22 protein-coding genes are annotated in these 24937 nt (G+C 56.8%); 5 read left to right on the plus strand and 17 right to left on the minus strand.

Annotated features, from left to right (window positions below):
- Positions 1-262: 262 nt before the first annotated feature.
- On the plus strand, positions 263-1060 hold the full coding sequence (locus ACFO5Q_RS16040) for a tyrosine-protein phosphatase (RefSeq protein ID WP_068146295.1): 798 nt from the start codon (positions 263-265) through the stop codon (positions 1058-1060).
- Here ACFO5Q_RS16040 and ACFO5Q_RS16045 read toward each other — a convergent pair.
- The 5 genes from ACFO5Q_RS16045 to ACFO5Q_RS16065 form a co-directional block, all read right to left on the minus strand.
- Positions 1043-2437, minus strand: a complete 1395-nt coding sequence (locus ACFO5Q_RS16045; protein WP_156431923.1) for a substrate-binding periplasmic protein — start codon at positions 2435-2437, stop codon at positions 1043-1045. The two genes, ACFO5Q_RS16040 and ACFO5Q_RS16045, sit on opposite strands and share 18 nt — an antisense overlap.
- A gap of 55 nt (positions 2438-2492) precedes the next feature.
- The gene (locus tag ACFO5Q_RS16050) at positions 2493-3215 is read right to left on the minus strand and encodes a type 2 periplasmic-binding domain-containing protein (RefSeq protein ID WP_068146302.1); all 723 of its coding nucleotides are present in this window, start codon (positions 3213-3215) and stop codon (positions 2493-2495) included.
- Positions 3212-3919, minus strand: a complete 708-nt coding sequence (locus tag ACFO5Q_RS16055; RefSeq protein ID WP_068146305.1) for a substrate-binding periplasmic protein — start codon at positions 3917-3919, stop codon at positions 3212-3214. Before ACFO5Q_RS16055 ends, ACFO5Q_RS16050 begins: the two co-directional genes overlap by 4 nt.
- A 157-nt stretch (positions 3920-4076) precedes the next feature.
- Positions 4077-4652, minus strand: coding sequence for a hypothetical protein (locus ACFO5Q_RS16060; RefSeq protein ID WP_068146307.1), 576 nt, complete (start codon positions 4650-4652; stop codon positions 4077-4079).
- Positions 4653-4821: 169 nt separating this feature from the next.
- Positions 4822-6303 (minus strand): hypothetical protein, encoded by a 1482-nt coding sequence (locus ACFO5Q_RS16065; protein ID WP_156431924.1) that lies wholly within the window; start codon positions 6301-6303, stop codon positions 4822-4824.
- Positions 6304-6422: 119 nt separating this feature from the next.
- Between ACFO5Q_RS16065 and ACFO5Q_RS16070 the strand changes: the two genes are divergently transcribed.
- Entirely contained in the window at positions 6423-7475 is a 1053-nt protein-coding gene (locus ACFO5Q_RS16070; RefSeq protein ID WP_068146315.1) for a hypothetical protein, read from the plus strand.
- Between the two features lie 45 nt (positions 7476-7520).
- On the opposite strand, the gene ACFO5Q_RS16075 is transcribed toward ACFO5Q_RS16070, so the two are convergent.
- From ACFO5Q_RS16075 to sdhC, 5 genes are all read right to left on the minus strand, one after another.
- The gene (locus tag ACFO5Q_RS16075; protein WP_068146317.1) at positions 7521-7946 is read right to left on the minus strand and encodes a GFA family protein; all 426 of its coding nucleotides are present in this window, start codon (positions 7944-7946) and stop codon (positions 7521-7523) included.
- An 89-nt stretch (positions 7947-8035) separates the two neighbouring features.
- Entirely contained in the window at positions 8036-8812 is a 777-nt protein-coding gene (locus tag ACFO5Q_RS16080; protein WP_068146319.1) for a succinate dehydrogenase iron-sulfur subunit, read from the minus strand.
- 17 nt (positions 8813-8829) lie between these two features.
- Positions 8830-10617, minus strand: coding sequence for a succinate dehydrogenase flavoprotein subunit (gene sdhA, locus ACFO5Q_RS16085; protein ID WP_068146325.1), 1788 nt, complete (start codon positions 10615-10617; stop codon positions 8830-8832).
- A 3-nt stretch (positions 10618-10620) separates the two neighbouring features.
- Positions 10621-11004 (minus strand): succinate dehydrogenase, hydrophobic membrane anchor protein, encoded by a 384-nt coding sequence (gene sdhD, locus ACFO5Q_RS16090; RefSeq protein ID WP_068146328.1) that lies wholly within the window; start codon positions 11002-11004, stop codon positions 10621-10623.
- A 3-nt stretch (positions 11005-11007) separates the two neighbouring features.
- Positions 11008-11403, minus strand: a complete 396-nt coding sequence (sdhC, locus tag ACFO5Q_RS16095; protein WP_068146331.1) for a succinate dehydrogenase, cytochrome b556 subunit — start codon at positions 11401-11403, stop codon at positions 11008-11010.
- A gap of 352 nt (positions 11404-11755) precedes the next feature.
- On the opposite strand from sdhC, the gene ACFO5Q_RS16100 reads away from it, so the two are divergent.
- A complete protein-coding gene (locus ACFO5Q_RS16100; protein WP_068146335.1) occupies positions 11756-13708 on the plus strand; it encodes a S9 family peptidase in 1953 nt (650 codons plus the stop codon).
- A 98-nt stretch (positions 13709-13806) separates the two neighbouring features.
- The gene (locus ACFO5Q_RS16105) at positions 13807-15708 is read left to right on the plus strand and encodes an alpha/beta hydrolase family protein (protein ID WP_068146338.1); all 1902 of its coding nucleotides are present in this window, start codon (positions 13807-13809) and stop codon (positions 15706-15708) included.
- Between the two features lie 98 nt (positions 15709-15806).
- Here the strand turns inward: ACFO5Q_RS16105 and ACFO5Q_RS16110 are convergent, their stop codons facing one another.
- Both ACFO5Q_RS16110 and ACFO5Q_RS16115 read right to left on the minus strand, forming a co-directional pair.
- Positions 15807-16670, minus strand: coding sequence for an HpcH/HpaI aldolase/citrate lyase family protein (locus ACFO5Q_RS16110; RefSeq protein ID WP_068146341.1), 864 nt, complete (start codon positions 16668-16670; stop codon positions 15807-15809).
- 62 nt (positions 16671-16732) lie between these two features.
- On the minus strand, positions 16733-18559 hold the full coding sequence (locus ACFO5Q_RS16115; protein ID WP_068146689.1) for a M2 family metallopeptidase: 1827 nt from the start codon (positions 18557-18559) through the stop codon (positions 16733-16735).
- 216 nt (positions 18560-18775) lie between these two features.
- On the opposite strand from ACFO5Q_RS16115, the gene ACFO5Q_RS16120 reads away from it, so the two are divergent.
- A complete protein-coding gene (locus ACFO5Q_RS16120; RefSeq protein WP_068146343.1) occupies positions 18776-20017 on the plus strand; it encodes a sensor histidine kinase in 1242 nt (413 codons plus the stop codon).
- A gap of 68 nt (positions 20018-20085) precedes the next feature.
- Here the strand turns inward: ACFO5Q_RS16120 and ACFO5Q_RS16125 are convergent, their stop codons facing one another.
- The 5 genes from ACFO5Q_RS16125 to rplS all read right to left on the minus strand — a co-directional run bounded on the left by ACFO5Q_RS16125 (position 20086) and on the right by rplS (position 24934).
- Positions 20086-21105, minus strand: coding sequence for an aspartate-semialdehyde dehydrogenase (locus tag ACFO5Q_RS16125; RefSeq protein ID WP_068146348.1), 1020 nt, complete (start codon positions 21103-21105; stop codon positions 20086-20088).
- Positions 21106-21219: 114 nt separating this feature from the next.
- Positions 21220-22305: a 3-isopropylmalate dehydrogenase gene (leuB, locus tag ACFO5Q_RS16130; protein ID WP_068146351.1), complete on the minus strand. Its 1086-nt coding sequence runs from the start codon at positions 22303-22305 to the stop codon at positions 21220-21222.
- Between the two features lie 20 nt (positions 22306-22325).
- Positions 22326-22931, minus strand: coding sequence for a 3-isopropylmalate dehydratase small subunit (leuD, locus tag ACFO5Q_RS16135; protein WP_068146354.1), 606 nt, complete (start codon positions 22929-22931; stop codon positions 22326-22328).
- A 15-nt stretch (positions 22932-22946) separates the two neighbouring features.
- Complete coding sequence (leuC, locus tag ACFO5Q_RS16140) at positions 22947-24359, minus strand: 3-isopropylmalate dehydratase large subunit (protein ID WP_068146356.1); 1413 nt, start codon at positions 24357-24359, stop codon at positions 22947-22949.
- A 191-nt stretch (positions 24360-24550) separates the two neighbouring features.
- A complete protein-coding gene (rplS, locus tag ACFO5Q_RS16145; protein ID WP_068146362.1) occupies positions 24551-24934 on the minus strand; it encodes a 50S ribosomal protein L19 in 384 nt (127 codons plus the stop codon).
- Between the last annotated feature and the right edge of the window lie 3 nt (positions 24935-24937).

Consider the following 24937-nt stretch of genomic DNA (forward strand, 5'->3'; position numbering starts at 1 on the left):
CAAGTTGTACCTATTCCATCGCCCCTGTAAATTAAACCCTTATTTTTTATAATAAATTTAGGCGAATTGTATTTTGTCACCTATCCGAAAAAACGCGAATGCGACGCAACTTTATCAGGCTCTTTAGTGGGCAATAAAATTGGCCTTTTGCTTGACCGGGCGCCACTTCGCCTTATTCAACAAAGGGAAGGCCCAGCCGCTGAATACACTCTCTGCAGAATTGACAAAAGCTGGGCCGCACGACCAGTAAAGGACCGACCCGATGCCAGCAGCCTCCCGTATCATCCCCATGCCCGGCGTGAAGAATTTCCGCGACATGGGCGGCTACATAGGGGCGGACGGACGGACCATGCGCTGGGGCAAGCTGTACCGGTCAGGGCACTGGGCTGAATTCACCGGCAACAGGGAAACTGCTGCACCGGCTTATGGCATCACCACCGTTGTGGATTTCCGGTCTGACGCCGAAAAGAAACGCCACCCGGTGGGCTGGCCAGACGGCTGGGCGCCCACCTACCACGCCACGCCCATTGGCGGAAACGCTGCCGCCTGGGTTCAGGAACTGTATGAACGCCTGTCCACCAGCCCCTTCCCAGCGAAGGAGCTTCGGGACCAGTTCATTCTGGCGTTTGAAACCATCCCGGTCGCGAACGCGGACGGGCTGAAGCGCTTCTTCGACATCCTGGTTGAGGGAGAGACGAATGACAGCGTGCTGTTTCACTGCACAGCAGGCAAAGACCGCACAGGCATCGCAGGCGCCCTTCTGATGCGGGTACTGGGAGTAGCAGAAGCGGACATCACAGCAGACTTCCTGATGACCAACGACGCGGTTGATCTGCCTGCAGCAAGCGCCGTGATTGCACAGCGCCTTTCGGAAAAAGCGGGCCGCACCATCAATCCGGCTGACGTTCACCCACTTGTGGGGGTCGAGCCTGCGTTTCTGGACGCGGCACACAAAAGCATCGACAAGGCTTTCGGGTCGGTAGACGCCTATCTGGTAGATCGCCTGGGCCTGACGCCTGACCGCCAGGGCCGGCTGCGAGACCTATTTCTTGAAGGGTGAGCGGCTCTCGGCAGCCACTTCCTGGACAATCTCCTCAATCCGCCCCTCTGCCTTCAGGCGCGCAATCGCCTCATTGATTCGTGGTAACAGATGGGCTGCATTCCGATGCGCCCGAACACTCAAGCCCACTTCCACCCGCACGGGGCCACGCTCAAAAACGTCAGAGTCTTTCCCGATACGCACCTCATAATCGAGCGAGCCAAGAATGGCCGCATCTGCCCGTCCAGCCGCCAAGAGACGCAGCGTATCGTCAATATCCTGCCCTGGCACCCGAATCCCGAAGCTTTCCTGGTCATGAAAATCAAATCCCTGCACGGCGGCCACCCGCAACCGTGACCGGTCCTCGGGTGTCGCCACAGGCACGGCTTCGCCTTTCCTGAACACCCAAACCTCGCGCGACATATAGAAAACATCGCTCCAGCTTTGCACTGCCACTTCCTCGTCGCGCATTCGCCAGATTGGGGCGGCGCAACAGTCCAACAGGACACGGCCGCTTGCGAACATGCGGCGCTTTCGCGCCTGGGGTGCGTTCACGAACACGGCCTTGATACCAGCTTCGGCCAGAATTTCCCGCCACATGCGCTGAGTGCCAATCGTATCGCTGCGGCCCACCATCAGGACACCCGCGTATTCGCCTTTGCCCGCCTTTTCCACATCCGTTTCTTTCAGGATGTCTTCAATTCGGCCAGCATCTTTCAGTGCAGCAATGGCGCGGTTGATGCGCGGCAGAAGATCTGCCCGGGACCGGTGAACGCGCACCCGCAGGTCAGCAACAGTATGCACAGGTCCCAGCACAAGCGGCCGAGGTTTAAGGCGCATCCGGCGCTCAAAATCCTGCCGGTTGACGATAGCAACATCGGCTTCACCCGACGCAACATGGTCCAGGACTTCTTCAATGTCATGGACCTCAATAGCCGTGCCAAATGGTGCCTCAAGATCATAAACGAAGCCCTTCACCCGAACGAACCTGAGCTTCAACGCATTCTCAACCGGTGCGACCGCATGACCGCGCCTGAATACATAATGTTCGGTTGATCGGAAAAAGGCATCTGAGAACAATTGGCTGGCCTTCTCCTCCGGGCGCTGGCGCCAAGCCGGTATTGAACAGCAATCGAGCACAATGTCACCGCGAACAAACATCCCCCGCTTGCGCTCATGCGGGGCGCTGACGATTTCAGCGTCCAACCCAGCTTCATCCAGAATTGCGGACCAGACCCTGTCAAACTCAATGGAATCGCTTTGGCCTGCCCTGACAAGATCACTCGCCAGCGCGGGCGCTGCAAGCAGAGCCATCACAGCCAGCGCTGCTATGAACCGCCGGGCGAGACTTTCACCGAGCCCCGATTTCAGGCCTGACATCCTTGAAAGCTTTGACACTGCTGTCCCCTTCCCTAATTTCTCACCCCCAGTTTTTCCGCCTCAATTTCTGGACTTAATTTACAGACCGCAACCGGGCGCCCGTTAGCGCGGCAATCCGCCCCGAAGCCTGAAGGCGTTCGATCGCAGCATCTATCTTCACCAATAGATCCGGGCGGCTGTTGTGCACGCGCGCCCGAAGGATAAGTTCATAGTGCTCCGGCCCCAACACCAGCGGCCTGCGTTTCATTTTCTGAAGGCGCCTGAATTCCTGGCTGTTTACGATCGTTACATCGGCCTGCCCGGCTGCCACCGCATCCAGCACCTGGCTAATTGTCTCATACTCGACCCTGGGCCCGAACAGTTCTTCGCGCTGGTAACTGAACCCCCTCACTACTGCGACACGGTATGCCTTCAGGTTCATGGGGTCCGGCAAGTCATAAGTCCTGCCGCCCTGCAGTACCAGATGATCGATGGTATAGAAGATCGGCCGGCTCCAGAGCTGAACCGATATCTCTTCTTGCCTGTCGCGCCACGCTTTTATCGAACAGCAGTCCAGCAGCAGCTGGCCGGATGCGAAACTGCGTCGGCGATCTTCATGGTTGGCAACTTCGACAAGCTGCACGTCAATGCCCGAATCCTCAAGAATGGCGTGCCAGACATCCCGGAACACGCTGGCCTCCAGCCTGCTGGCCAGCACAGCATCGTCCGCTGCGCAGGCAACACCAGGCACAAAGGCGCCCAGCCAAAATGCCAGCGAAAGACGAACAAGGCTTTGATCGGAAAACCAGCGCCTCATTCGTTTTGCCCCTTGAGTAGGAGCAACATGTTCAATCTTTCATCCGCCTTCATGGCCGCGATAGCCGCATTGATGCGCGGCAACAGGTCAGGCCGCGACACATGAACACTGGCATGCAGATAGCCCTCCGCGCTGATGCCGCCAAGCTCAAGCGGCAGCGGATTGGTTGCCTGCTCAATTCGGTACTGGAGGCCGGTGATAATACCGATATCCGCGCGGTTCTTGGTCACCAGGTTAAGCACATCCCGGTGATCCCTGCCGTCCAGCCGTACACCGAAATGATCCTGCCAGCGGTAATCGAACCCCCGAATACCGGCAACCCTGTATGGCTCAAGATCTGCCGGTTTGTTGATAGGTACCACTTCACCCTTGCGGAACACATAATGTGCACGCGCGTAATAGATGGGATCGGAAAACAAATGGGTGGCGCGCTCTTCTGGAGTATCGCGATAGATTTTCGGATGGCAGCAATCAAGCACAAGATAACCGTCAACAAAGGACCGGCGCTTGCGCTTGGGCGGCAGCGAAGCGTAGCTCACATCAATCCCCGCCTCCGCTACAATGGCCTCCCAGACTGGCCCCAGCCCGCTGGTATAGGTGCGCCCTGCGCGCACCGGCTCATCAGCCCCGGATGCCGCACCAACTGAGGTGCCGGCAACAGCCACCAGCAAGAGACCGACAATGATTGCGATGGCGTCTTTCAAAGAATGCCCCTGGTTACCTGTTCCTCAGGACCATATTGTGCACCATAAGACCTTGCCCAAAAGTGAATATTTCCCGTTCCCGCAAAAAACGGTCGGTTTTCACCCTGTTCTCGGCCGTAAATATCACCCTCAAGTGGCCACCCGGTCTTTGCCTCGGTCAGGATGCCTGGATCGCCAAATGCAGGAAGCGCTTGACCCGTACGGCAAGGCGGGACGGACGCGAAGAAGGGGCAGGCCCCGCTCTTTTTACGGTCGGTGAAATCTCCAGCGGCGGCAGGCTTTCAAGCCGCCTGTCCCAGTCTTCATCACCGGCTTTTTTGAGCGCGCCTTCAAGGCCAATCAAGTCATCGGCAATTTCCAGCATCCGCCGCTGCGGCACGATACGAGGGCAAGCCTTCAGCATCGCGGCAAAATGTTCTGCCGGGCTTTTGTCCGGCTCCAGCGCGCAGGCTGCGATAATCGCCGCCGCCGCAGACCGGGTCATGCCCGATGCGCAGTGAATGAAAAGCCGGGCCTCTGCCGGTAACGCATAGACAAAATCAAGCAGCATCGAGATGTGCCTGGGATCAACGCGCTTACTGCTTTCGATATCCAGAAGCAGAATGTTTTCTGCCGGAAGGCGCCAAAATTTGAGCGCCCCTGTTGTTGTTGGCCCAATGCGAACAGCATGTGTCGCCCCAAACCCAGCCGCCATACGGGCAGCACCGATCTTGGATCCAATTCTGATTAGCATGTGTCTCTCTTGCTAGCTGAAGTCCCCACATTTCTGCGTAGCAGAACCCAAGAAATAGCAGTATATGCCGCCGCAACATAGCAAAAACGGCCCAAAACCACTCCCACAATGGAAAACGGGCCCCAAATTTGAGGCCCGCCCACCTTTGGCAATGAATTGCCTGACTGTATCAGTTCGCGCCGCGCAGAACCGGATAGGTCTTCTTCTCGTTTGGCGTATCGTCTTCGCCCGGCTTGTTGCCTGCGTTGTCGCTACTGTACCAATATTCGTAGGCAAACAGCCCGTCTTCCCTGTTGGTCAGCGCCGTCATATAGTTGTTGATGCCCTGCGACAGCTGAAGACTGTAATCAAGCGAAACGGCTTCACCCGGATTGAACGGCGTGGTGCACTGCACGTTGCGGAACCACAGCATCCAGTCATCCGGCGCTTCGGTGCCCACCGCAGGGATGGATACAGGCGGTTCATTCAGGAACGGCATGATCGCCGACACAGTCGGATACTGCGACGTGGAATGGCACGACATGCAGCTTGAATTGGGGTTATCCACCGGACCGTTCAGGCGCCCGCCCCAACCAAGATGGCTTGGCGGCAGCTCTGGTTTGCCGTCCACCATACGCTGGTTGATCACGGTTTCCTTCAGTTCCGGATTGATGATGGTTTTGGTTGGCGTCGCATTGTTGGAGCTCATGCGGTAGTCCGGGTCATTGCCCCACATCATGCCAACCGGGATCATATTATCCCACTTATTGTCGTTGCCGAGCGTGCCGTTATAGACAAACGTACCGAACACCCAGCCGCCGGTATCGTCCGCCCGCGGGTCGCGCACCATAATATCCATCTGGATCAGGTTAACAGTGGTAACGGATTGGCATTCAGGCTGGTTCTGGTTGCACTGTTTGCCCGTATTGCCTGGGATATCGCCATTATAAATATAGGCATTCCAGCTGACGGGATCTTCAAGATAAGGCACTTCGTCTGCGCCCAGCGTTGTAAACAGCACCTTCCCCACGACAGTGCCAATGGGGAAGCCGTTCCCCGCCTTCATGTAGGAAAGGTCGGGATAAGCGGGTGTCGGCCACACCTGCCCAATGGTGTAACCACCGGGCTCGTTATAGAAACCCACGGCATAGGCATAGCTTGGCGTTACCTGTTCAGGCGCCAGCATCTGCTTCAGGATCGGGCCCTCTTTTGTCAGGCCATGGAAGCCTTCGCGGCCGTTCGGGCCATAATGCTGCCAGGGAATGTGATACCAGTTCCGGACCTTGTTATCTTCGAGATTGAAGCTGTTTTCGATATCGTTCGCGTGGGCATTGCCTTCAAATACATAATCGCGCACCGCCATGGCATAGGCATACCAGTCTTCCTTGAAGTCGATCTTCAAAATCTTCTGGATCGCCTTGTCTTTCTTCATGTTCGGCTTTTTGCGCGGATAGTCCTGGCTCAGCCTGAAAACACGGCCATCATACACGCCGGGCGACGGCATCCGACCAAAATCCGGGAACTGCTGCCCCAGCCGGTCCGGGACATTCAGCCCCTCATAGCGTTTCGCGGTTTTACCGTGGTCATCTGCCACGCTGGCACCAAGGGACGCCCCCAAAAGCGCCAGTGCGCCCATGCCCAGCCCCAAGCTTTTCCTGAAATTTTGCATCATGCTCCCCTTCTTCGCAAAATCGATACAACCTTTATAAATGACTAACACAATTTCTGATATTGATTTTTCGCCAATTAGTATCTCAAATGGTTGTAAATGCCATTTATGGGAGACGCCTTATGGACACCAACCGCCATTCGAAAACCGGTTCAGAACCAACCCTGAACTTGCCAGACCTGCCCGCTGTGCCCTGGTCCAAATTTGGCGGTGAAGCGCCCAAATTGCTCGCAAGCGAAGCCGGCACGCTGCCGTCCGCCGATGTGGTGGTCATCACCTGGGCGGAAGCCGAATGGGCCGCCATGCAGCAGGTGTTTGTGGAAAGCGGCACAGCCATGCCCTATAGCGCCAGGAATACCAGCAAGTGGGACGACTGGTACCGGTACGACTGGGACATGCCGTCGGGCACCTGGCCGCAATATTGGGATTATTGGGGCGAATACCGCCTGGTGGAGGTGCGCGGCAAAAAGGTGCTGCTGTTCAAGTCGAACACCCACCTGGACTGGCCGGGCCAGAGTTATCTGGAGCAGATGACCAGCCAGCTTCTCTCCGCCACGGGCGCATCGCTTCTGCTGTCCATCGGCACGGCGGGCGGCGCGGAACTTGAAGATCATGAAGGCACGGTGCGCGTGGTCACAAGCGGACAGATTTATGACCCGAAATACCCTACCGACCCATCGAAGTGGGCCACCTATTACTGTGACTGGAGCGCAAACGACAGCTTCATCGGCAAGGCCGATTTTACAGACAGTCTGTTCCCGATCCCGACAACGAAAAGCGACCTTGAAAGCCTGGCAGGCGCGTTCGAAGGCGGTAAATACAGCCTGGGCGAGCTGGACGCAAACGGCCTGTGTTTCGGTGATGACAAGGTGAAGGTGTATGACATGACACCGGACAAACAGTCCCTTGTCACCACAGCCACATTCGTCGTGGCCACAAACGCCACGGATTCGCCCTTCAAGGACAAGGCCTGCGTGGAAATGGACGATGCCATCCTTGGCAAGGTCTGCTTTGAGAAGGGCGCCAAATTCGGCTTCGTGAGAAACGTGTCCGATCCGGTCCAGAATGCGGCCCTGCCGGTGAGCGTGCAAGGTGACTGGGGCGGCGTGATCTACCGCACCTACGGCCTATACACCAGCTACAACGGCGCGCTGGTGGCCTGGGCCGCGATCTAAACCTCTTGTGCTAAATAAGCCGGAGCCTATGCCCCGGCTAGACCATTAGGGTTTCGCCGTGAACAGGTCGAACATCTGCTGGCAGGTCAGTTCTCGGGTCTGTTCCGCAAAGCTATAATAGTCGGGTTTGTCGTCGATGCAGACCTGCGCGATCATGGTGAAACCTGTCATGTCATCCACCAGTCCGGCGGCAATCCCGGTACTGCCGCTTTCCTTGATCCGGTAAAACAGGTTCGAGCCGCATTTGGCGCAGAAGCCACGTTCGCCCCATTCCGAAGAGCTGAAAACAGAGATATTTTCTTCGCCCTTGAACTGGACGCTGGTGCCGCATTCAATTTCCATAAAAGGGCCACTACCCCACTTGCGGCACATGCCGAAGTGGCACACACCACAATGCCGGGATGCCGTTTGTGCCGTGAAGCTTACAGCACCGCACAAGCATTTGCCGGATATATCAACTGCTTCTGTCATGATGCTCCCCCACCAGAATTCATACGCACACCATACAATAAAAAAGGCCGGGGAAAACCCGACCTTTTCAGAGATTATTTTCGCGGCTTTTAACCCTTGCGCTCGACCATCATTTTCTTGATCTCTGCAATCGCTTTCGCAGGGTTCAAGCCCTTCGGACATGCGTTCGCACAGTTCATGATGGTATGACAGCGATAAAGCCGGAACGGGTCCTCGAGGTGATCGAGGCGGTCGCCCGTTGCTTCGTCCCGGCTGTCGATCAGCCAGCGGTAAGCCTGCAGCAGAATAGCAGGGCCCAGATACTTGTCGCCGTTCCACCAATAGCTTGGGCAGGAGGTGGAGCAACAAGCACACAGGATACATTCATAAAGGCCATCGAGCTTCGCACGGTCTTCGTGAGACTGAAGGCGCTCTTTCTCAGGCGTTGTAGACTGTGTCTGCATCCATGGTTTGATCGAGGCGTATTGCGCATAGAAGTTGGAAAGGTCTGGTACTAGATCTTTCACCACTTCCTGGTGCGGCAGCGGCGTGATCGCCACATCGCCCTTGGCGTCTTCAATCGCGGTCGTGCACGCCAGACCGTTCTTGCCGTTGATGTTCATGGCGCAGGAGCCACAAACGCCCTCACGGCAGGACCGGCGGAACGTAACCGTGCTGTCCATCTCGTTCTTGATCTTGATCAGAGCGTCGAGAACCATCGGGCCGCAGTTGTCCATGTCCACTTCGAATGTGTCCATGCGCGGGTTTTCGCCATCATCCGGGTTCCAGCGGTACACGTGGAAAGCCCTAGTGTTGGTTGCCCCTTCCGCCTTGACGGTCTTACCCTTGCCAACGCGGGAGTTTTTGGGAAGTGAAAATTCAGCCATTTGTCGTCTCCCTTCCCTTAATAAACCCGAGCCTTAGGCTTGATATATTCGACTTCCTTGGTCAGCGTGTACTCATGTACAGGGCGTTCGCCCAGCTTGACCTTCTGGCCGTCGAACCAGCCTACGGTGTGTTTCATCCAGTTTTTGTCGTCACGGTCCGGATAGTCCTCATGCATGTGGGCACCACGGCTTTCTTTCCGTGCTGCGGCACCGTGCATGGTCAGGACAGCCTGGCCGATCAGGTTCTGCAGTTCCAGCGTCTCGATAAGATCACTGTTCCAGACGAGCGAACGGTCGTTCGTCTTCAGGTCATCAAAGCCGGACGCTACTTCGTCGATCAGCTTCACGCCTTCGTCCAATACTTCCTCTGTCCGGAACACTGCACAGTTGTTCTGCATCACGCGCTGCATCTTCAGGCGCATGTCAGCGGTTGGCGTGGAGCCGTTCGCGTAGCGCGCCCCGTCAAGGCGGCCAAGGGCCATTTCCTCATAACCCTTCGGCAGCGGTGCCTGGGTCGCACCCGGTTTGGAGATCTCAGCGATCCGGTGCGCGGTTGCGCGGCCGAACACGACAAGGTCGATAAGCGAGTTGGAACCAAGGCGGTTCGCACCGTGAACGGATACGCACGCAGCCTCACCCACTGCAAACAGGCCTGGCACAACAGCATCAGGATCGCTCTTGCTCGGGTTGATCACTTCACCATGATAGTTGGTTGGAATACCGCCCATGTTATAGTGCACGGTTGGGATGATCGGAATTGGTTCCTTCGTCACGTCCACGCCCGCAAATACCTTCGCGGATTCGGAAATACCTGGCAGGCGCTCTGCCAAGAGCGCTGGATCAAGGTGATCCAGGTGCAGGAACATATGGTCCTTGTTCGCGCCAACGCCGCGGCCTTCGCGGATCTCGTTCGAGATGGAGCGCGATACCACGTCACGGGATGCCAGGTCCTTGGCAGATGGCGCGTAACGCTCCATGAAGCGCTCGCCCTCACTGTTGATCAGGATACCGCCTTCACCCCTAGCACCTTCGGTGATCAGAACGCCCGCACCGTAAATACCGGTTGGGTGGAACTGAACGAACTCAAGGTCCTGCAACCCAATGCCCGCCCGAAGCGCCATGCCGCCACCGTCACCCGTGCAGGTGTGGGCGGATGTGCAGGAGAAGTAAGCCCGGCCGTAACCACCCGTTGCCAGCACCACAGACTGGCTGCGGAATGCGTGGATGGAGCCGTCTTCCATATTCATCGCGATCACGCCGCGACACTCACCATTTTCCATGATCAGGTCGATGGCGAAATATTCGATGTAGAAGTCGCTATCATACTTCAGCGACTGCTGGTAAAGGCCGTGCAGCATGGCGTGGCCTGTCCGGTCAGCGGCTGCGCAGGTGCGCTGTGCTGGCGGGCCTTCGCCGAATTCGGTGGTCATGCCGCCGAACGCGCGCTGGTAGATCTTGCCTTCTTCCGTCCGGCTGAACGGCACACCATAGTGCTCCAGCTCATAAACGGCAGCAGGTGCTTCGCGCACCATATATTCGATCGCGTCCTGGTCACCGAGCCAGTCGGAACCCTTCACGGTGTCATACATATGCCAGGTCCAGTGGTCTGGGCCCATGTTGCCGAGACTTGCCGCAATACCGCCCTGCGCCGCAACGGTGTGCGAGCGGGTCGGGAATACCTTGGTGATGCACGCCGTCTTCAGGCCCGCTTCCGCGAGGCCCATGGTCGCGCGGAGGCCGGAGCCACCAGCGCCGACAACAACGGCATCATAAGTGTGTGTTGTAATGGGATATGCGCCCGTCATGTTTTATCCCCCAAACGCTATACGAAGAACGGAGAAGATGCTGAGCGCCGCAATGAGCACACAGGCGAAGGTGATCAGGACCATGGTCGCAACCTTGGTGCCCTTGTCGTGCACATAGTCTTCAACAATCACCTGCAGCCCTAGGCGCATATGATATACGAAGTTTGCAACGAACAGGATCACCAGAACGGAGACCAGCGGCTGCTTCAGCCAGGCCACCCATTCGGCGTGCCCCTTGCCGGCATTGCCGACGAATGAGACAACCATGAAGATCACCAGCGGGATGTTGGCAAGCGCGGTCAGGCGCTGAACCCACCAGTGGTGCGTGCCGTCCTTGGCAGAACCAAGGCCATGCACTTTGGCAAGTGGTGTTTTCATATCAGTCATGGCTTACATCACCCCCATTACTTTGTAGGCGGCAACCCAGATCACGATTGTCATGATGATCGAGAACACAAAGGTCAGCCGGGCCGATGAGGTATTGGCCTTCAGCTCATAGAGCTTGCCAGCGTCCATGAACAGGTGGCGGATGCCGCCTGCCAGATGCTGCATCAGAGCGAAGGTGATGCCAAACAGGACGATACGCCCGATGATAGAGCCTGCATAGCCCTGTACTTGATCGAAATAGTCGTGCCCTGTCGCCATAGCCACCAGCCACCAGGTAAGGAGGATAGAGCCAAAAGCAAGCGCCACACCGGTTGCCCGGTTGATAATCGACGCTGCCATGTGCCATCCCCAGCGGTATACCTGCAGGTGGGGAGAGAGCGGGCGTTTCACTTGCGCCATGTATAAATCCCCTGACAAATTATTCTTCCGGAAAATAGGCCCGGCAGAATGAACTTCGTTGGCCTCGCACGTGCCGGATGCTGCAGTGCGAAAGAATCAGGCATTGTTTTTAACGCCCCAGCCCCCGGTTTCGCAAGGAAGGAATTGGAGGAAAAGGGACATTTTTCCTGTTTCACGGCAATAAATAGGGTAACCCGCGCCCACGTCCAGCGCTGTCATCACCATCAGTGCGGAAGTTGAATGTAAAAAATGCCAAACCAGTTTTCTCCCACAAAGGCTTGTAGAAGACATCGCCCCTTGCTAACGTATAGGTGTAAAAAATACACCTATATCACTTTTATTGGGGGAAAACGTGATTTCATCTTCAAGTCTGATCAGGGCATGGTCCGCCATAGCCATCGCCTGCCTCGCCGCTACCGGCATGTGCATGGCCTCGCCAGCACACGCCAAGACATCGATAGAAACATTCGCTGCACTCCCGGACTTCTCTGGCGCCAAATTATCGCCTGGTGGCGGGTCTGTTGCCTACAGCATCCAATATGAAGGCCGCAAGGCCGTGATCTATCAGAATCTAGATGGCTCGGATCGTGGCCTTATTCCTGCACCCAAAGATTCCGAGATATCAAGTTTCTATTGGGCGAACGACCAGGTGTTGCTGGTAAAGGTAGGTGGCCTGGTGCGTCGGAGCGAGTTTCGCGACCAAACTTTCAACACCCGAATCTTTTCCTTTGATCGGGAGACCCAAAAATTCCTCTGGCTTGGCAAGCCGAAACGAAGCCTGATGGCCACCAAGTCTGGAAACGATCATGTATCCGTGCATGAGCGACTTGTCGATTTCCTATGGGAAGACCCGGACAATATCCTGATGGCGATGGATTTCGACCTCAACGGCGAAAGCGAAGTCTACAGGGTTAACGTAAGATCGGGCAGCCGAAGGCCCGTCAGGCGCGAACGCAATAATATACACAGCTGGTATGCTGACCATAATTCGGAAATCAGGCTTGGCATCGGTTTCCGGTCTGATGAATGGTTTACCATCTACAAGACCGAGAAGGATGGCTGGATCAACCTGGACAAGACAGACTGGGGCAAGAAATATGATTTCGAGGGCTTCTCACCAGACCCCCAGATCATTTATGTCAGTGGCCAGACAGACAGCGGCACCAAAGGCCTGTTTTCCATTGATGTGAAAACCGGCGAAATTGTCGAAAAGCTCTTCTCGCACCCGGAATATGATATTTCCGGTGTCACCGAGCACCCCATTACTGGCCATGTATCCGGCGTGGCCTATGTCGACGACCACTACAGGATCAACTATTTCGACAAGGATCTTGCGCTGATCAAACGCAGCATTGACAAAGTCCTGCCAGACACCATCAACTATATTGCCGGTCAGGCCAAAGAGAAGCGCCTGTATCTTATCTACAGCGCCTCTGACACCGTTCCCGGTGCTTATTATCTGTTTGACCGCGACCAGGGGCAATTGCACTTTATCACCAGCGCTTACCCCAATATCGACGTCGCCAAATCTGCGACAACGCGTCGGGTCGATATTCCTGTCCGGGATGGCAGCACCATTCCCGCTTATCTGACCATCCCACACGACACCGATACGCCAAGGAATATGCCAACAGTGGTGCTTCCACATGGCGGCCCGCACGCCCGTGACACGGCAGACTGGGACTATTGGGCCCAGTTCCTCGCAGACCGGGGCTATCTGGTCGTCAAGCCGAACTTCCGTGGTTCAACTGGCTTTGGGCAAGCTTTCCAGGAAGCCGGCGAAAACCAATGGGGAGGCCTGATGCAGGATGACGTCACAGATGCCACGCACTGGATCGTGGCAAAAGGATATGCTGATCCGAACCGCATCTGCATTGTGGGGGCATCCTACGGCGGCTATGCGTCACTCATGGGCGCAATCAAGGAGCCGGACCTGTATCAATGCGCAATATCCGTGAACGGCGTAACGGACATCCCAGCCATGAAAGCAAATGACCGCAACTTTATCGGCGGCAAGACCTGGGGCAAAAAATGGGGCCTCGAAGGCAGGAGAGACGAAGACATTTCACCCTATGATCGCGCCGAAGAAATCAACACACCTGTCCTGATCATGGCATCTCGGGATGACCGCCGGGTTCCCTATGACCAGTCGGCAAAAATGCATGACCGACTGGAAACACTGGGAAAGGAAACGCGGTATGTGAAAATCGAAAGCGGGGATCACTACATGTTGACTGCAGCATCAAGGGGAACCCTGCTGTCGGAGACCGAAAAATTCCTGAAAGCGCATATCGGCGGCGATTAAGTGTCTGACGGACATAAATATTACTTCAATCCGTTGCCGACAGCAAAAAAGGCCGCTATAGCTAACCTTTGGTTTATCAATGGTCTTTGGGGGACTTCATGAAAATCTTTTCGCGCCGCCTGTTAGGTGGCTTCGCGGCAATGGTGCTGTGCTGCTTTGTCGGCACCGCACAAGCGCAGCAGTCTTCTGTCGCGGAAACAGCTGAAAAATTTGCCAAACTGCCTGTTTACGATCAGCTGCAAATGTCGCCAAACGGTGCCTTTATCGCCTACCTTACGCCTTACCAGGGTCGCAAGGTTCTGATGATCCAGCACCGGCTTGGCGGCAGCAAAGTTGCCATTCCCTTTTACAAGAAGGCTGACATTTCCTGGTTTCGCTGGGCCAGCGACAGCTTTCTGATCATGGGCTATGCCCAGACGCAGATCGACCGCCGCTACGTTCGGTCAAAAAAGGAAAAATACATGCTGGCCGCAGTCCGTCGCGACGGCGAGAATTTTCATGTTCTGAAAGAAAGCGGTTTTGGCTTCTATGATCTTCTGCCGGATGATCCAAATCATATCCTGGCACCGTTTGATGGTGATGTCGTAAAGTTTGACCTTGCAACAGGCGACTATCGGGTGGTCCAGCATTCCCTCATGGACATCTATGCCTGGCAAGTGGACCAGCAGGCCGAACCCAGATACGGCATCGCTGAGAAGGACGGGGACATCATCCCCTATTACCGAATGCCGGACGGGGAATGGACTAACGTCTCAGGCCATGACTGGACAAACAAAGGCTTTGGCATCCTGGGCTTTTATGAAGACCCACAATTTGCCTTTGGGCGCGGACCCAGCCAACATGGCACACTCGGGCTTTTCAAGATCGATATGGTTTCGGGGCAGGTTCTGGAAGAAATCTTCTCTCATCCGAAAGTGGATATCGATGACCTGGTTTACGCACCCCATTCTCAGGCCCCTGTGGGCGTGTCCTATACGCTTGACCGTCGGGAAGTTCATTACTGGGACGATTACTTCCGCAAGTTCCATGCCTTCATCAACCGCATGATCCCCGACCGAACCAATGTCATTCTGGACAAAGCGGAAAATAAGAAAGCCTATCTGATCCTGTCAAAGAGCGACCAGGAGCCCGGCGTCTATTACTATTTTGACCTGGAAGCCAAGAAGTTAAGCCAGATCGCGGCAAAACGTCCAGGCATGGACCCTACAGCCCTTGCCGCAGTGAAACCTGTCACTTTCAAAGCGCAGGACGGCCTGGAAATCCCAGGTTATCTCACGTTACCGCCAGGCGCGGAGCCCAAAAACCTTCCCATGGTCATCCTGCCTCATGGCGGGCCAAGCTCCCGCAGTGACGCTGACTATCACTATATTGTACAGGCGATTGCTGCACGCGGGTTCGCGGTCTATCAACCGAACTTCCGGGGATCAACCGGCTATGGTCCGGCTTTCCGCCGTAAAGGCGACAACCAGTGGGGCGGCGATATGCAGCGCGATGTGACCGATGCCACCCATTGGCTGATTGACGAGGGCATCGCTGATCCGAACCGTATCTGTATCCTCGGGCTTTCCTATGGTGGCTATGCTGCCCTGATGGGAGCCGCGCAAAACCCTGATCTCTACAAGTGTGCTGTCAGCGGCAACGGCGTGGCCGACCTGCCCTTCTTCGCCGGCGACAAGAAATACGGTTACACTAATGGCGACGAATGGGCCGAGGACATGGAACCGAAAGAGGGTGACATTGAGGATGTCTCGCCGAAGCATCTGGCTGAAAAATTCAAGGCAGCGGTTCTGCTGGTGCACGCCAAGGATGATGCACGGGTCAACATCAACCAATCCTCGCGCATGTACGATGCTTTAAGAAGCGAGAAAAAAGATGTTGAATTCGTGAAAATTGACCAGGGAACCCATTGGTTGGTGACAGAGGAAAGCCGCCTGGAATTCCTGCAGGCATCCTTGTCTTTCCTGGAAAAGCACCTGAATACACGCGTGGCCGCCAACTAGGCGCGGCCCACCTATCCCGTGATGGCTTCGGCCACAGAGACTATCCAGCGATGGCTTCGGCCACAGAGACTATCCAGCGATGGCTTCGGCCACAGAGACTATCCAGCGATGGCTTCGGCCATCGCCACCATGCGCCGCGCCTCTTCAAGGTGCAGCTCTTCAACCATCCGGCCATCAAGCACTGCAACCCCCTTGCCTTCTGCCTTGGCTTCCTCAAACGCTGCCAGCATACGCCGCGCGAGCGTGAGCTCCTCTTCGCTCGGGGCGAAAATCCTGTTCGCCACATCAACCTGCGCGGGGTGGATGAGCGTTTTGCCGTCGAAGCCCATTTCCTTGGCCTGACCGCATTCGAACGCAAAGCCTTCCTCATCGCTGAAATTACCGTAGACACTGTCCAAAATCGTCAGGCCGTTCGCCCGCGCATGCAAAAGCGCAAGGCCAAGTGCTGTGATCACCGGCAGGCGGTCACGTGTGTGCTTGGCGCGCAGGTCCTTCACCAGGTCGTTTGCGCCCACAATCCACGTGGTTAGCCGGTCACTGGCGCCAGCTATCTCGCCAGCGTTCAGGAAGCCTTTTGGCGTCTCGATCATGGCCCAGATTTCCATGTCCGGGTTGGCAGCGTGCCAGGTGATTTCTTCCTCTACCCGGTGGATGGCATCCGGGCTTTCCACCTTCGGGATCAGGATGGCGAATGGATGGTTTGGCACCACGGCCTTCAGGTCGTCGCGCCACCAGTCGGTATCCAGCCCATTGATCCGCACCACAAGATCACGCCCACCATAGTCACCGGACGCCACAGCGGCTGCGGCCTGCATGCGCGCCTCCGCCTTTGCTGTCGGCGCCACTGCGTCCTCCAGATCAAAGATCAAGCCGTCAGCGGGCAGGCTTTTGGCTTTCTCCAGTGCGCGGGCGTTCGAGGCCGGCATGAAAAGTATGCTTCTGCGGGGGCGGGCATTTGCCATGTCATGGTCTCCAGATACAAAAGGCCCGGCATGATACCACACCGGGCCCGTTGGTCAGCTTGTTACCAACCGCAGGTGCGGTTCGCGTTCTGCTCGTCCAGCCAAGCCTTCAGCGGCTCGAAGTAGGCGATGATAGCCTCGCCGCTCATCTCGCGGCTGCCGGTGAAGGCTTCAAGCGCCTCCGGCCAAGGCTTGGATGCACCCATTTCCATCATGGCGTTGAACTTCTTGCCCACTTCCTTGTTGCCATAGATCGAGCATTCGTGCAGCGGCCCTGTCCAGCCTGCCTGGTCGCAGGCGGCCTTGTAGAACTGGAACTGCAGGATGCGGGCAAGGAAATAACGCATGTAAGGCGTGTTGCCCGGAATATGGTATTTCGCACCTGGGTCAAACGCGTCTGCCGGGCGATCGTTCGGGGCCTTGAGGCCCTGGTATTCCTCGCGCAGCTTCCACCAGACGTCGTTATACTGGTCTGGACCGACCTCGCCGGAGAAGACCTGCCAGCGCCATTTGTCCACCATCAGGCCGAACGGTAGGAAAGCAACCTTGTCAAGCGCCTGGCGCATCAGGGCCGGCACAGGATCGCTGCTTTCAGGCACTTCATCAATCAGGCCGATCTGCTTCAGGTAATCCGGCGTCATAGAGAGGGCAACCATATCGCCAATGGCTTCATGGAAGCCGTCGTTGGCGCCGTTCATATGCAGCGGGTCCTGCTTGTTGTAGGCGCGCTGGTAGAAATTATGGCCGAGCTCATGGTGTACGGTCACGAAGTCTTCCGCATTCACCTTGGTGCACATCTTGATGCGCACGTCTTCCTTGCCGTCAACATTCCAGGCAGAGGCGTGGCACTGCACCTCGCGGTCAGCGGGTTTCACGAACAGCGACCGGTCCCAGAAAGTGTCCGGCAGCGGGTCGAAACCAAGCGACGTGAAGAAGCCTTCAGCCTTTTCAACCATCTTGATGGCGTCATAGCCATTGTCTTTCAGAAGGCTGGTCACATCGATGCTGGCGTCAGAACCCGCGCCCTGCTGAACCACATCATTGATGTTGCCCCATTCCTGTGCCCACATGTTGCCCAGAAGATGCGCCGGGATCGGCCCCGTGTCAGAGACAACCCGGTCGCCATAAAAGTCAGACAGCTTCGACCGCACATGGCAGTGCAGCGCGTCATAAAGCGGCTTCACCTCACCCCACAGGCCGTCAACCATGGTGGCGAACTCATCCGGGTCCATATCGTAGCCAGACCGCCACATGGCGCCCACGTCCTTGTAGCCAAGCTCGCGTGCGCCCTCATTGGCGATATCCACCATACGGGCATAGTCGTCTTTCATCGGCTTCGAAATCTTGTGCCAGCCGTCCCACGCGGCAAGAAGGCGCTCGGGCGTGCGGTCAGACGCGATAATGTCGGAAACCGCACCAAGCGACAGCGTTTCGCCTTCCATCTCGACCTTGCCGGTCGCATAAGTGGCATCAAGGTTCGCCTTGATCTTGGCAAGCTCAGCCGTCTTCGCCGCATCATCCGGCGCGGGCAAAGTGAGTGCGCCCTTCAGGATATTCATCTTGCGGCGCAGTTCAGCGGGCAGCTCCAGGTCCTGGAAACGCTTGGTCTCGTTCGCAAGCTTAACACCCAGAAGCGTAAACTCTTCGTCTGCTTCAGCCACGATGGCGCTTGTGTCTACGGTAACAAAGTTGGCCTGCACCCAAGCCTTGCGTTCAAGGCTCGTGCCTGCCTCAAAAAGCTGCTTTTCCGCGTCCGCCATGAAGGCAGCCGCTTCTTCCACCGTTGGCGCTTTCGTCTCCTCGACAGATGTGTCGTTGCAAGCTGCCAACCCGAACGCCATCGCCGTTACCATCGCGACGGTCGAAATTCCTGATTTAAACTGTGACATGATATCCCCTTTCATGGCCCTGTCGGCGTCCCCACGCCAATAGGCCTTATCGGTCTGGCAAATCGCCAGTTGGAAGTCAACACGATTGGATCCAATCACTGACGATTCATTAACCATCTTGCCGCTATGATCAAAGCGCTACAGGTGCCTGCTTTAAGGAGGGTTGTTTTCGCATAAAGTGCCTAGCCACCTGGATGGGGGTCTGTTGGACATGACATGACCAAAAAGGCAGAAAAATCAATGCAGCCCGCAGGGGCAACCCTACTGGACAAGATCGCCATTCTGTCCGGCAAGGCCTATTTTGCGGCCCTCACCAAGCTCCTGTGCGAAGACCTTGGCGCAGACATCGCCTATGTCGGCCTCCTGTCCGACGACCGCAAAAGCATGCAAACCATCTCCCTCTATTGGGACGGCGGCCATATGGATGACCAGAACTGGCCGGTAGACGACACCCCCTGCTTTGAAGCCGTCAATCAGGATTTCTGCCTTCACAGGTCCGCAGTGCGGGACCGCTACCCCGCTGACAGTTTCCTGAAGAATGAGCAGATTGAAGCCTTTGTCGGGGTGCCGCTTCTGGACGAACAGAGCAAACCGATTGGCGCACTGGTGGCAATGAGCCGGATGGCACTGGAAGACGAGCGACTGGCCGAAGGTTTGCGCGCCGCGCAAAGCCGTACGCAGGTAGAGCTCAGGCACCATAAAACTATGGACACAATGCGTGAGACACTGAGCCAGGCGCTGCTTCTCAATTATTCCAAATCCATGTTCATGGCCAACATCACCCATGAGCTCAGGACACCGCTGGGGGCCATCCTTGGATACGCTTCGCTGATCCGTGACCGCCAGGTTGAAGGCCCGCAGATCGAAGAATATGCCGCTGAAATCTGCGCCTCCGGTGAAGGATTGCTGGCACTCATAGGCGACATCATGTCGCTCGCCATGCTCGAAATCTCTGACGAGACGGCAAAATCGGAAAAGTTTGACCTGACCGACCTTTCGCGCACTGGCAAGCGGATGATCCAGCATCAGGCGGCGCAGAAGCACTTGAAAGTGGTGGCTACCACGCGCACCGACCCGCTTTATGTCAAAGGCGATGCCGGCCACACCAAGAAAGCCCTGATGAACATGCTTACGAACGCTGTGAAATACACCAGCATCGGGCACGTAGCGATGGAAGTGGCCCAGCGCGAAGACGGCAGCGCGGTTTTGAGCGTGATCGATACCGGCATCGGCATGTCTGACGATGTGCTGACAAAAGCCTGCGAGCCGCTGACCAACTTCAAGAACGCCTATGACATGCATCAGGAAGGCTCAGGCCTTGGCCTGCCCACTACCATGGTATTGATGGACCGGCAGGGCGCGCGCCTGGAGATTGAAAGCGAGCTCGGCAAAGGCACCAAGGCCCATCTGGTATTCCCGCCCGAGCTGGTGGTTGAGGACAACGAAGGCTATATCTAAGCCCAGAAAACAAAAATGCCGGAGCGGATGCCCCGGCATTCGAACTTCTCGGTTCCCCGAAGGACCGCTTAGTCAGCCTTCAGAATGCCCTGATTGAGAAGCGATTCCGCGATCTGGACTGCGTTCAAAGCCGCGCCCTTCCGAAGGTTATCGGAAACCACCCAGATATTCAGGCCGTGCTTCACCGTCTTGTCTTCGCGGATACGGCTGATAAATGTGGCGAAATCACCCACGCATTCAACCGGCGTGATGTAACCGCCATCTTCCTGCTTGTCGATCACCAGGCAACCGGGTGCTTCGCGCAGAATAGCGCGCGCCTGCTTTTCCGTGATCTCTTTCTTGAATTCGATGTTGATCGATTCCGCGTGGCCCACAAACACCGGCACGCGCACGGCCGTTGCCGTCAGCTTGATGTCCGGATCCAGCATCTTGTGGGTTTCGGCCACCATCTTCCATTCTTCTTTCGTGTAACCGTCATCCATGAAGACATCGATGTGCGGGATCACGTTGAAGGCGATCTGCTTGGTGAAATTCTCCGGCTTGATCGGGTCATTCACGAAAATCGCACGGGTCTGGCTGAAGAGCTCATCCATCGCGGCGTTACCGGCACCCGATACGGACTGGTAGGTGGAAACCACCACGCGTTTGATCACCGCCGCGTCATGCAGCGGCTTCAGGGCCACAAGCATCTGCGCGGTCGAACAGTTCGGGTTGGCGATGATATTCTTCTTGATCTTCTTCAGGTGATGCGGGTTCACCTCCGGCACCACCAGCGGCACGTCCGGGTCCATGCGGTAGAAGCTTGAGTTGTCGATGACCATCGCACCCGCGTCGGCAGCCTTCGGGCCATATTCCTTCGATACACCGGAACCGGCAGCGAACAGCGCGATATCAACGCCCTTGAAATCGAATGTATCAAGCGCCTGGATCGTCAGTTCCTTATCGCCATAGTCCACCTTCTGGCCCATGGATTTTCGGGACGCGATGGCAATAATTTCTGTGGCAGGAAACTCCCGCTCATTCAGAATATTCAGCATCTCACGACCGACGTTACCGGTCGCACCAACTACAGCGACACGAAAACCCATGTTCTTACTCCTTGTGGGTCAAAAATTCGGGGATGGTTTCACACGTTCCCCGGTCAAAAAGCAAACGCTATTCGTTTGCGCAAATGGTTAGTATTTCTAGCGTTTCAAGATGAATCAGCCAAGCGCTGCCAATATGGCGTCGCCCATGCCAGTGGTGCCCACGCGCTCAAAACCTTCAGCCCAGATATCGCCCGTGCGCGCGCTATCGAGCGCCTTGGACACCGCAGCCTCTACCGCGTCAGCCGCGTCACCCATATCAAGCGAATAGCGAAGCGCCATGGCTAAACTGAGGATCGCCGCGATCGGGTTGGCAATGCCCTGCCCCGCGATATCGGGGGCGGAGCCGTGCACCGGCTCATAGAGGCCCGGCCCGCCGGAACCAAGGCTGGCGGAAGGCAGCATGCCCAGCGACCCCGTCAGCATCGCTGCCGCGTCACTGAGCAGGTCACCGAACAGATTGTCTGTCAGGATCACGTCGAACTGCTTCGGGTTTTTCACCAACTGCATGGCGCAGTTATCCGCCAGGATATGCTCAAGCTGGACATCAGAATATTCCGCCGCGTGAAGCTTGGTCACTTCCTCGCGCCACAACAGGCCCGATTCCATCACATTGGCTTTTTCAGCCGAATGCACCTTGTTGCCGCGCTTGCGGGCCATTTCAAACGCAACGCGCGCGATGCGGATGATCTCAGCGTCCGTATAGCGCTGGGTATTGATGCCCACGCGCCCGCCGCCCGGCAAGTCTTCAATGCCGCGTGGTTCACCGAAATAGACACCGCCCGCCAACTCGCGCACGAACAGGATATCAAGCCCGGCGACATATTCGCGCTTCAGGCTTGAAGCATCCGCCAGCGCATCAAAGCACATGGCTGGCCTGAGGTTTGCGAACAGGTCGAGTTCCTTACGTATCCGTAACAAGCCAGCTTCCGGGCGCTTGTCATAGTCTGTCTTGCCGTCCCACTGCGGCCCGCCCACGCAGCCCATCACGATAGCATCAGACGCTTTCGCTCGCGCCAGGGTCTCATCCGTTAGTGGATGGCCAAACTCTTCATAAGAGCAACCACCGATCAGGCCTTCGCTCACGTCAAAGGACACACCATAGGCACCCTCAATCCAGGTCATCACGCGTTTCACTTCCGCCATGATTTCAGGGCCAATACCGTCACCGGGCAGGAGCATTACTTTATGCGTCGTGGTCATAGTCGAACTCTCAATTTGTCTCAGCCGCGGAACAGCCACGGGGTCATGATTTTTTGCTTGTCTTCATAAGACTTGATCGTGCCTTGGGCTTGCAGCGTCTGGCCAATCTCATCAAGCCCGTTAAGCAGCATTTCCTTATGCGCCGGATTGAAATCAAACTCATACTTGGCGTTCTGGCATGTCACCGTCTGGTCATTCAGGTTCACATGAATCTCATGCCCGGCCTCAGCCGCCAGCACCAGTGCGTCCACCTCTTCCTGCTTCAGGGCGACCGTGAGGATGCCGTTCTTCACGCAGTTGCCCGCGAAAATGTCTGCAAACGATGGCGCGATGATACAGCGGTAACCCAGCTCGGCGATTGCCCAGGGGGCATGCTCACGGCTTGACCCGCAGCCGAAGTTGTCGCCCGCGATCAGGATCTTCGCGCCCTTGTAGCGCTCCCCGTCGAACACATTGTCCGGGATCAGCTTGCCGTCCACGTCATAGCGCACGGTCTCGAACGCATGCTCGCCAAAGCCAGTGCGTTTGATCGACTTCAGGTGCTTCGCCGGAATGATGATATCGGTGTCCACATTCACGCGCGGGAAGGGCGTGGCGATGGAGGTGACGCTGATGAATTTTTCCATGGGTCTTCTTCTCGCTTAAAAGTCACGCACGTCGACAAAGTGGCCGGCGATGGCCGCTGCTGCCGCCATGGCGGGGCTCACCAGATGCGTGCGCGCACCGGGGCCCTGGCGGCCCACGAAGTTGCGGTTCGATGTGGACGCCACATGCTCGCCCGGGCCTGCCTTGTCCGGGTTCATGGCAAGGCACATGCTGCAGCCCGGGTCGCGCCACTCGAAGCCCGCGTCGGTGAATATCTTGTCGAGGCCCTCTTCTTCCGCCTGCAGTTTCACAAGACCTGAGCCCGGCACGATCATCGCCTCAATGATATTGTCCGCCACCTTGCGGCCCTTGATGACGCTGGCGGCCTCGCGCATATCCTCGATCCGGCTGTTGGTGCAGCTGCCGATAAACACGCGGTCAATTTTGAAGCCTGTCATCGGCGTGCCGGCCGCGTATCCCATATAATCCAGCGCCTTCTCGACCGCCTCGCGTTTGGCCGGGTCCTTGAAGTCATCCGGGCTTGGGACATTCGCGGTTACCGGCACCACGTCCTCAGGGCTGGTGCCCCAGGTCACAAGTGGCACGATGGCGCTGCCGTCGATTACGATCTCTTTGTCGAAATGGGCGCCCTCATCGGACTTCAGCGACTTCCAATAATTCACCGCCGCGTCCCACTGCCCGCCTTTTGGCGCATAGGGGCGGCCCTTCAGATAGTTGAAGGTCTTCTCATCCGGCGCCACAAGCCCTGCGCGCGCGCCCGCCTCGATGGACATGTTACAGAGCGTCATTCGCCCTTCCATCGAAAGCGCCTCGATCACCGGGCCCGCATACTCGATCACATGCGCTGTACCGCCGCCGGTGCCGATGGCGCCGATGATGGCCATGGTCACATCCTTGGCGGAACAGCCCTTCGGCAGCTCGCCCGTCACTGTCACGCGCATGTTCTTGGATTTCTTCAGCTCAAGCGTCTGGGTTGCCAGCACATGTTCAACCTCCGACGTCCCGATCCCGAACGCGAGCGCGCCAAAAGCCCCGTGGGTGGAGGTGTGGCTGTCGCCGCACACCAGCGTCACGCCTGGCTGGGTAAAGCCCTGCTCGGGGCCCACCACATGCACGATGCCCTGCCGGTCATCCGTCATATCGATATAATCAAGGCCGAATTCCTTGGCGTTCTGTTCAAGCGCCGTCAGTTGCGCTGCGGACATCGGGTCAGGGTTCGGCTGGTCGCGGTCTTTTGTCGGCACGTTATGGTCCGGCACCGCGATGATGCTGTCCACACGGTGGACCGGGCGCCCGGCCGCACGAAGGCCATCGAACGCCTGCGGGCTGGTCACTTCATGCACAAGATGCCGGTCGATATATAGAAGGGCCACACCATTGCCGCGGTCTTCCACAACATGATGGTCCCAAATCTTGTCGTACATCGTACGTGGCATCGTTTTTGGCATCGTCAACTCCAGTCAGCATCCGCCGGTGAAAGAACCCTTCGCGCGCAAAGCCTTTTCAGCCATCGGCGCCAGTAAGTTCAGACCGGCCAAAATGAAAAACGGGGGCAAGACCCGCGTCCCGCCCCCGTTCTTTATATCCACCCTCAGCGCTTCGCAACAAATAATAAGCGAAGCGCCGAAAGTTTGAAATATTATTTCGCGTTCTTGCCGCGATTGAAGTCTTTCTTCTCGGCGATACGAGCAGACTTACCAGTACGGCCACGCAGGTAGTAGAGCTTCGCACGACGTACTTTACCGCGACGAACAACAGTGATGCTGTCAACAACTGGGCCATAGAGCGGGAATACACGCTCAACGCCTTCGCCGTAAGAAATCTTACGTACGGTGAAGTTGGAGTTCACACCTTTGTTGGAACGGGCGATACACACGCCTTCATAAGCCTGGATACGCTCACGCTCGCCTTCGCGAACCTTCACGTTAACACGCAGGGTGTCACCAGCACCGAATGCAGGGATTTCTTTGCCTTCGGTCAGCTTTTCAATCTGCTCTTGCTCGAGCTTCTGAATAATGTTCATCGG

This window comes from Kordiimonas lipolytica, assembly GCF_042651265.1.
GTDB classification, from domain to species: Bacteria; Pseudomonadota; Alphaproteobacteria; order Sphingomonadales; family Kordiimonadaceae; genus Kordiimonas; species Kordiimonas lipolytica.

Bases quoted from the DNA above. Each gene is read 5' to 3' on its own strand.
- ACFO5Q_RS16080 (WP_068146319.1), bottom strand. From the start codon at position 8,812: ATGGCTGAATTTTCACTTCCCAAAAACTCCCGCGTTGGCAAGGGTAAG.
- ACFO5Q_RS16050 (WP_068146302.1), bottom strand. From the start codon at position 3,215: ATGAGGCGCTGGTTTTCCGATCAAAGCCTTGTTCGTCTTTCGCTGGCA.
- ACFO5Q_RS16115 (WP_068146689.1), bottom strand. From the start codon at position 18,559: ATGTCACAGTTTAAATCAGGAATTTCGACCGTCGCGATGGTAACGGCG.
- ACFO5Q_RS16065 (WP_156431924.1), bottom strand. From the start codon at position 6,303: ATGATGCAAAATTTCAGGAAAAGCTTGGGGCTGGGCATGGGCGCACTG.
- ACFO5Q_RS16040 (WP_068146295.1), top strand. From the start codon at position 263: ATGCCAGCAGCCTCCCGTATCATCCCCATGCCCGGCGTGAAGAATTTC.
- leuD (WP_068146354.1), bottom strand. From the start codon at position 22,931: ATGGAAAAATTCATCAGCGTCACCTCCATCGCCACGCCCTTCCCGCGC.
- rplS (WP_068146362.1), bottom strand. From the start codon at position 24,934: ATGAACATTATTCAGAAGCTCGAGCAAGAGCAGATTGAAAAGCTGACC.
- ACFO5Q_RS16125 (WP_068146348.1), bottom strand. From the start codon at position 21,105: ATGGGTTTTCGTGTCGCTGTAGTTGGTGCGACCGGTAACGTCGGTCGT.
- leuC (WP_068146356.1), bottom strand. From the start codon at position 24,359: ATGCCAAAAACGATGCCACGTACGATGTACGACAAGATTTGGGACCAT.
- sdhD (WP_068146328.1), bottom strand. From the start codon at position 11,004: ATGACTGATATGAAAACACCACTTGCCAAAGTGCATGGCCTTGGTTCT.
- ACFO5Q_RS16110 (WP_068146341.1), bottom strand. From the start codon at position 16,670: ATGGCAAATGCCCGCCCCCGCAGAAGCATACTTTTCATGCCGGCCTCG.
- sdhC (WP_068146331.1), bottom strand. From the start codon at position 11,403: ATGGCGCAAGTGAAACGCCCGCTCTCTCCCCACCTGCAGGTATACCGC.
- ACFO5Q_RS16120 (WP_068146343.1), top strand. From the start codon at position 18,776: ATGACCAAAAAGGCAGAAAAATCAATGCAGCCCGCAGGGGCAACCCTA.
- ACFO5Q_RS16060 (WP_068146307.1), bottom strand. From the start codon at position 4,652: ATGCTAATCAGAATTGGATCCAAGATCGGTGCTGCCCGTATGGCGGCT.
- ACFO5Q_RS16075 (WP_068146317.1), bottom strand. From the start codon at position 7,946: ATGACAGAAGCAGTTGATATATCCGGCAAATGCTTGTGCGGTGCTGTA.
- leuB (WP_068146351.1), bottom strand. From the start codon at position 22,305: ATGACCACGACGCATAAAGTAATGCTCCTGCCCGGTGACGGTATTGGC.
- ACFO5Q_RS16070 (WP_068146315.1), top strand. From the start codon at position 6,423: ATGGACACCAACCGCCATTCGAAAACCGGTTCAGAACCAACCCTGAAC.
- sdhA (WP_068146325.1), bottom strand. From the start codon at position 10,617: ATGACGGGCGCATATCCCATTACAACACACACTTATGATGCCGTTGTT.
- ACFO5Q_RS16105 (WP_068146338.1), top strand. From the start codon at position 13,807: ATGAAAATCTTTTCGCGCCGCCTGTTAGGTGGCTTCGCGGCAATGGTG.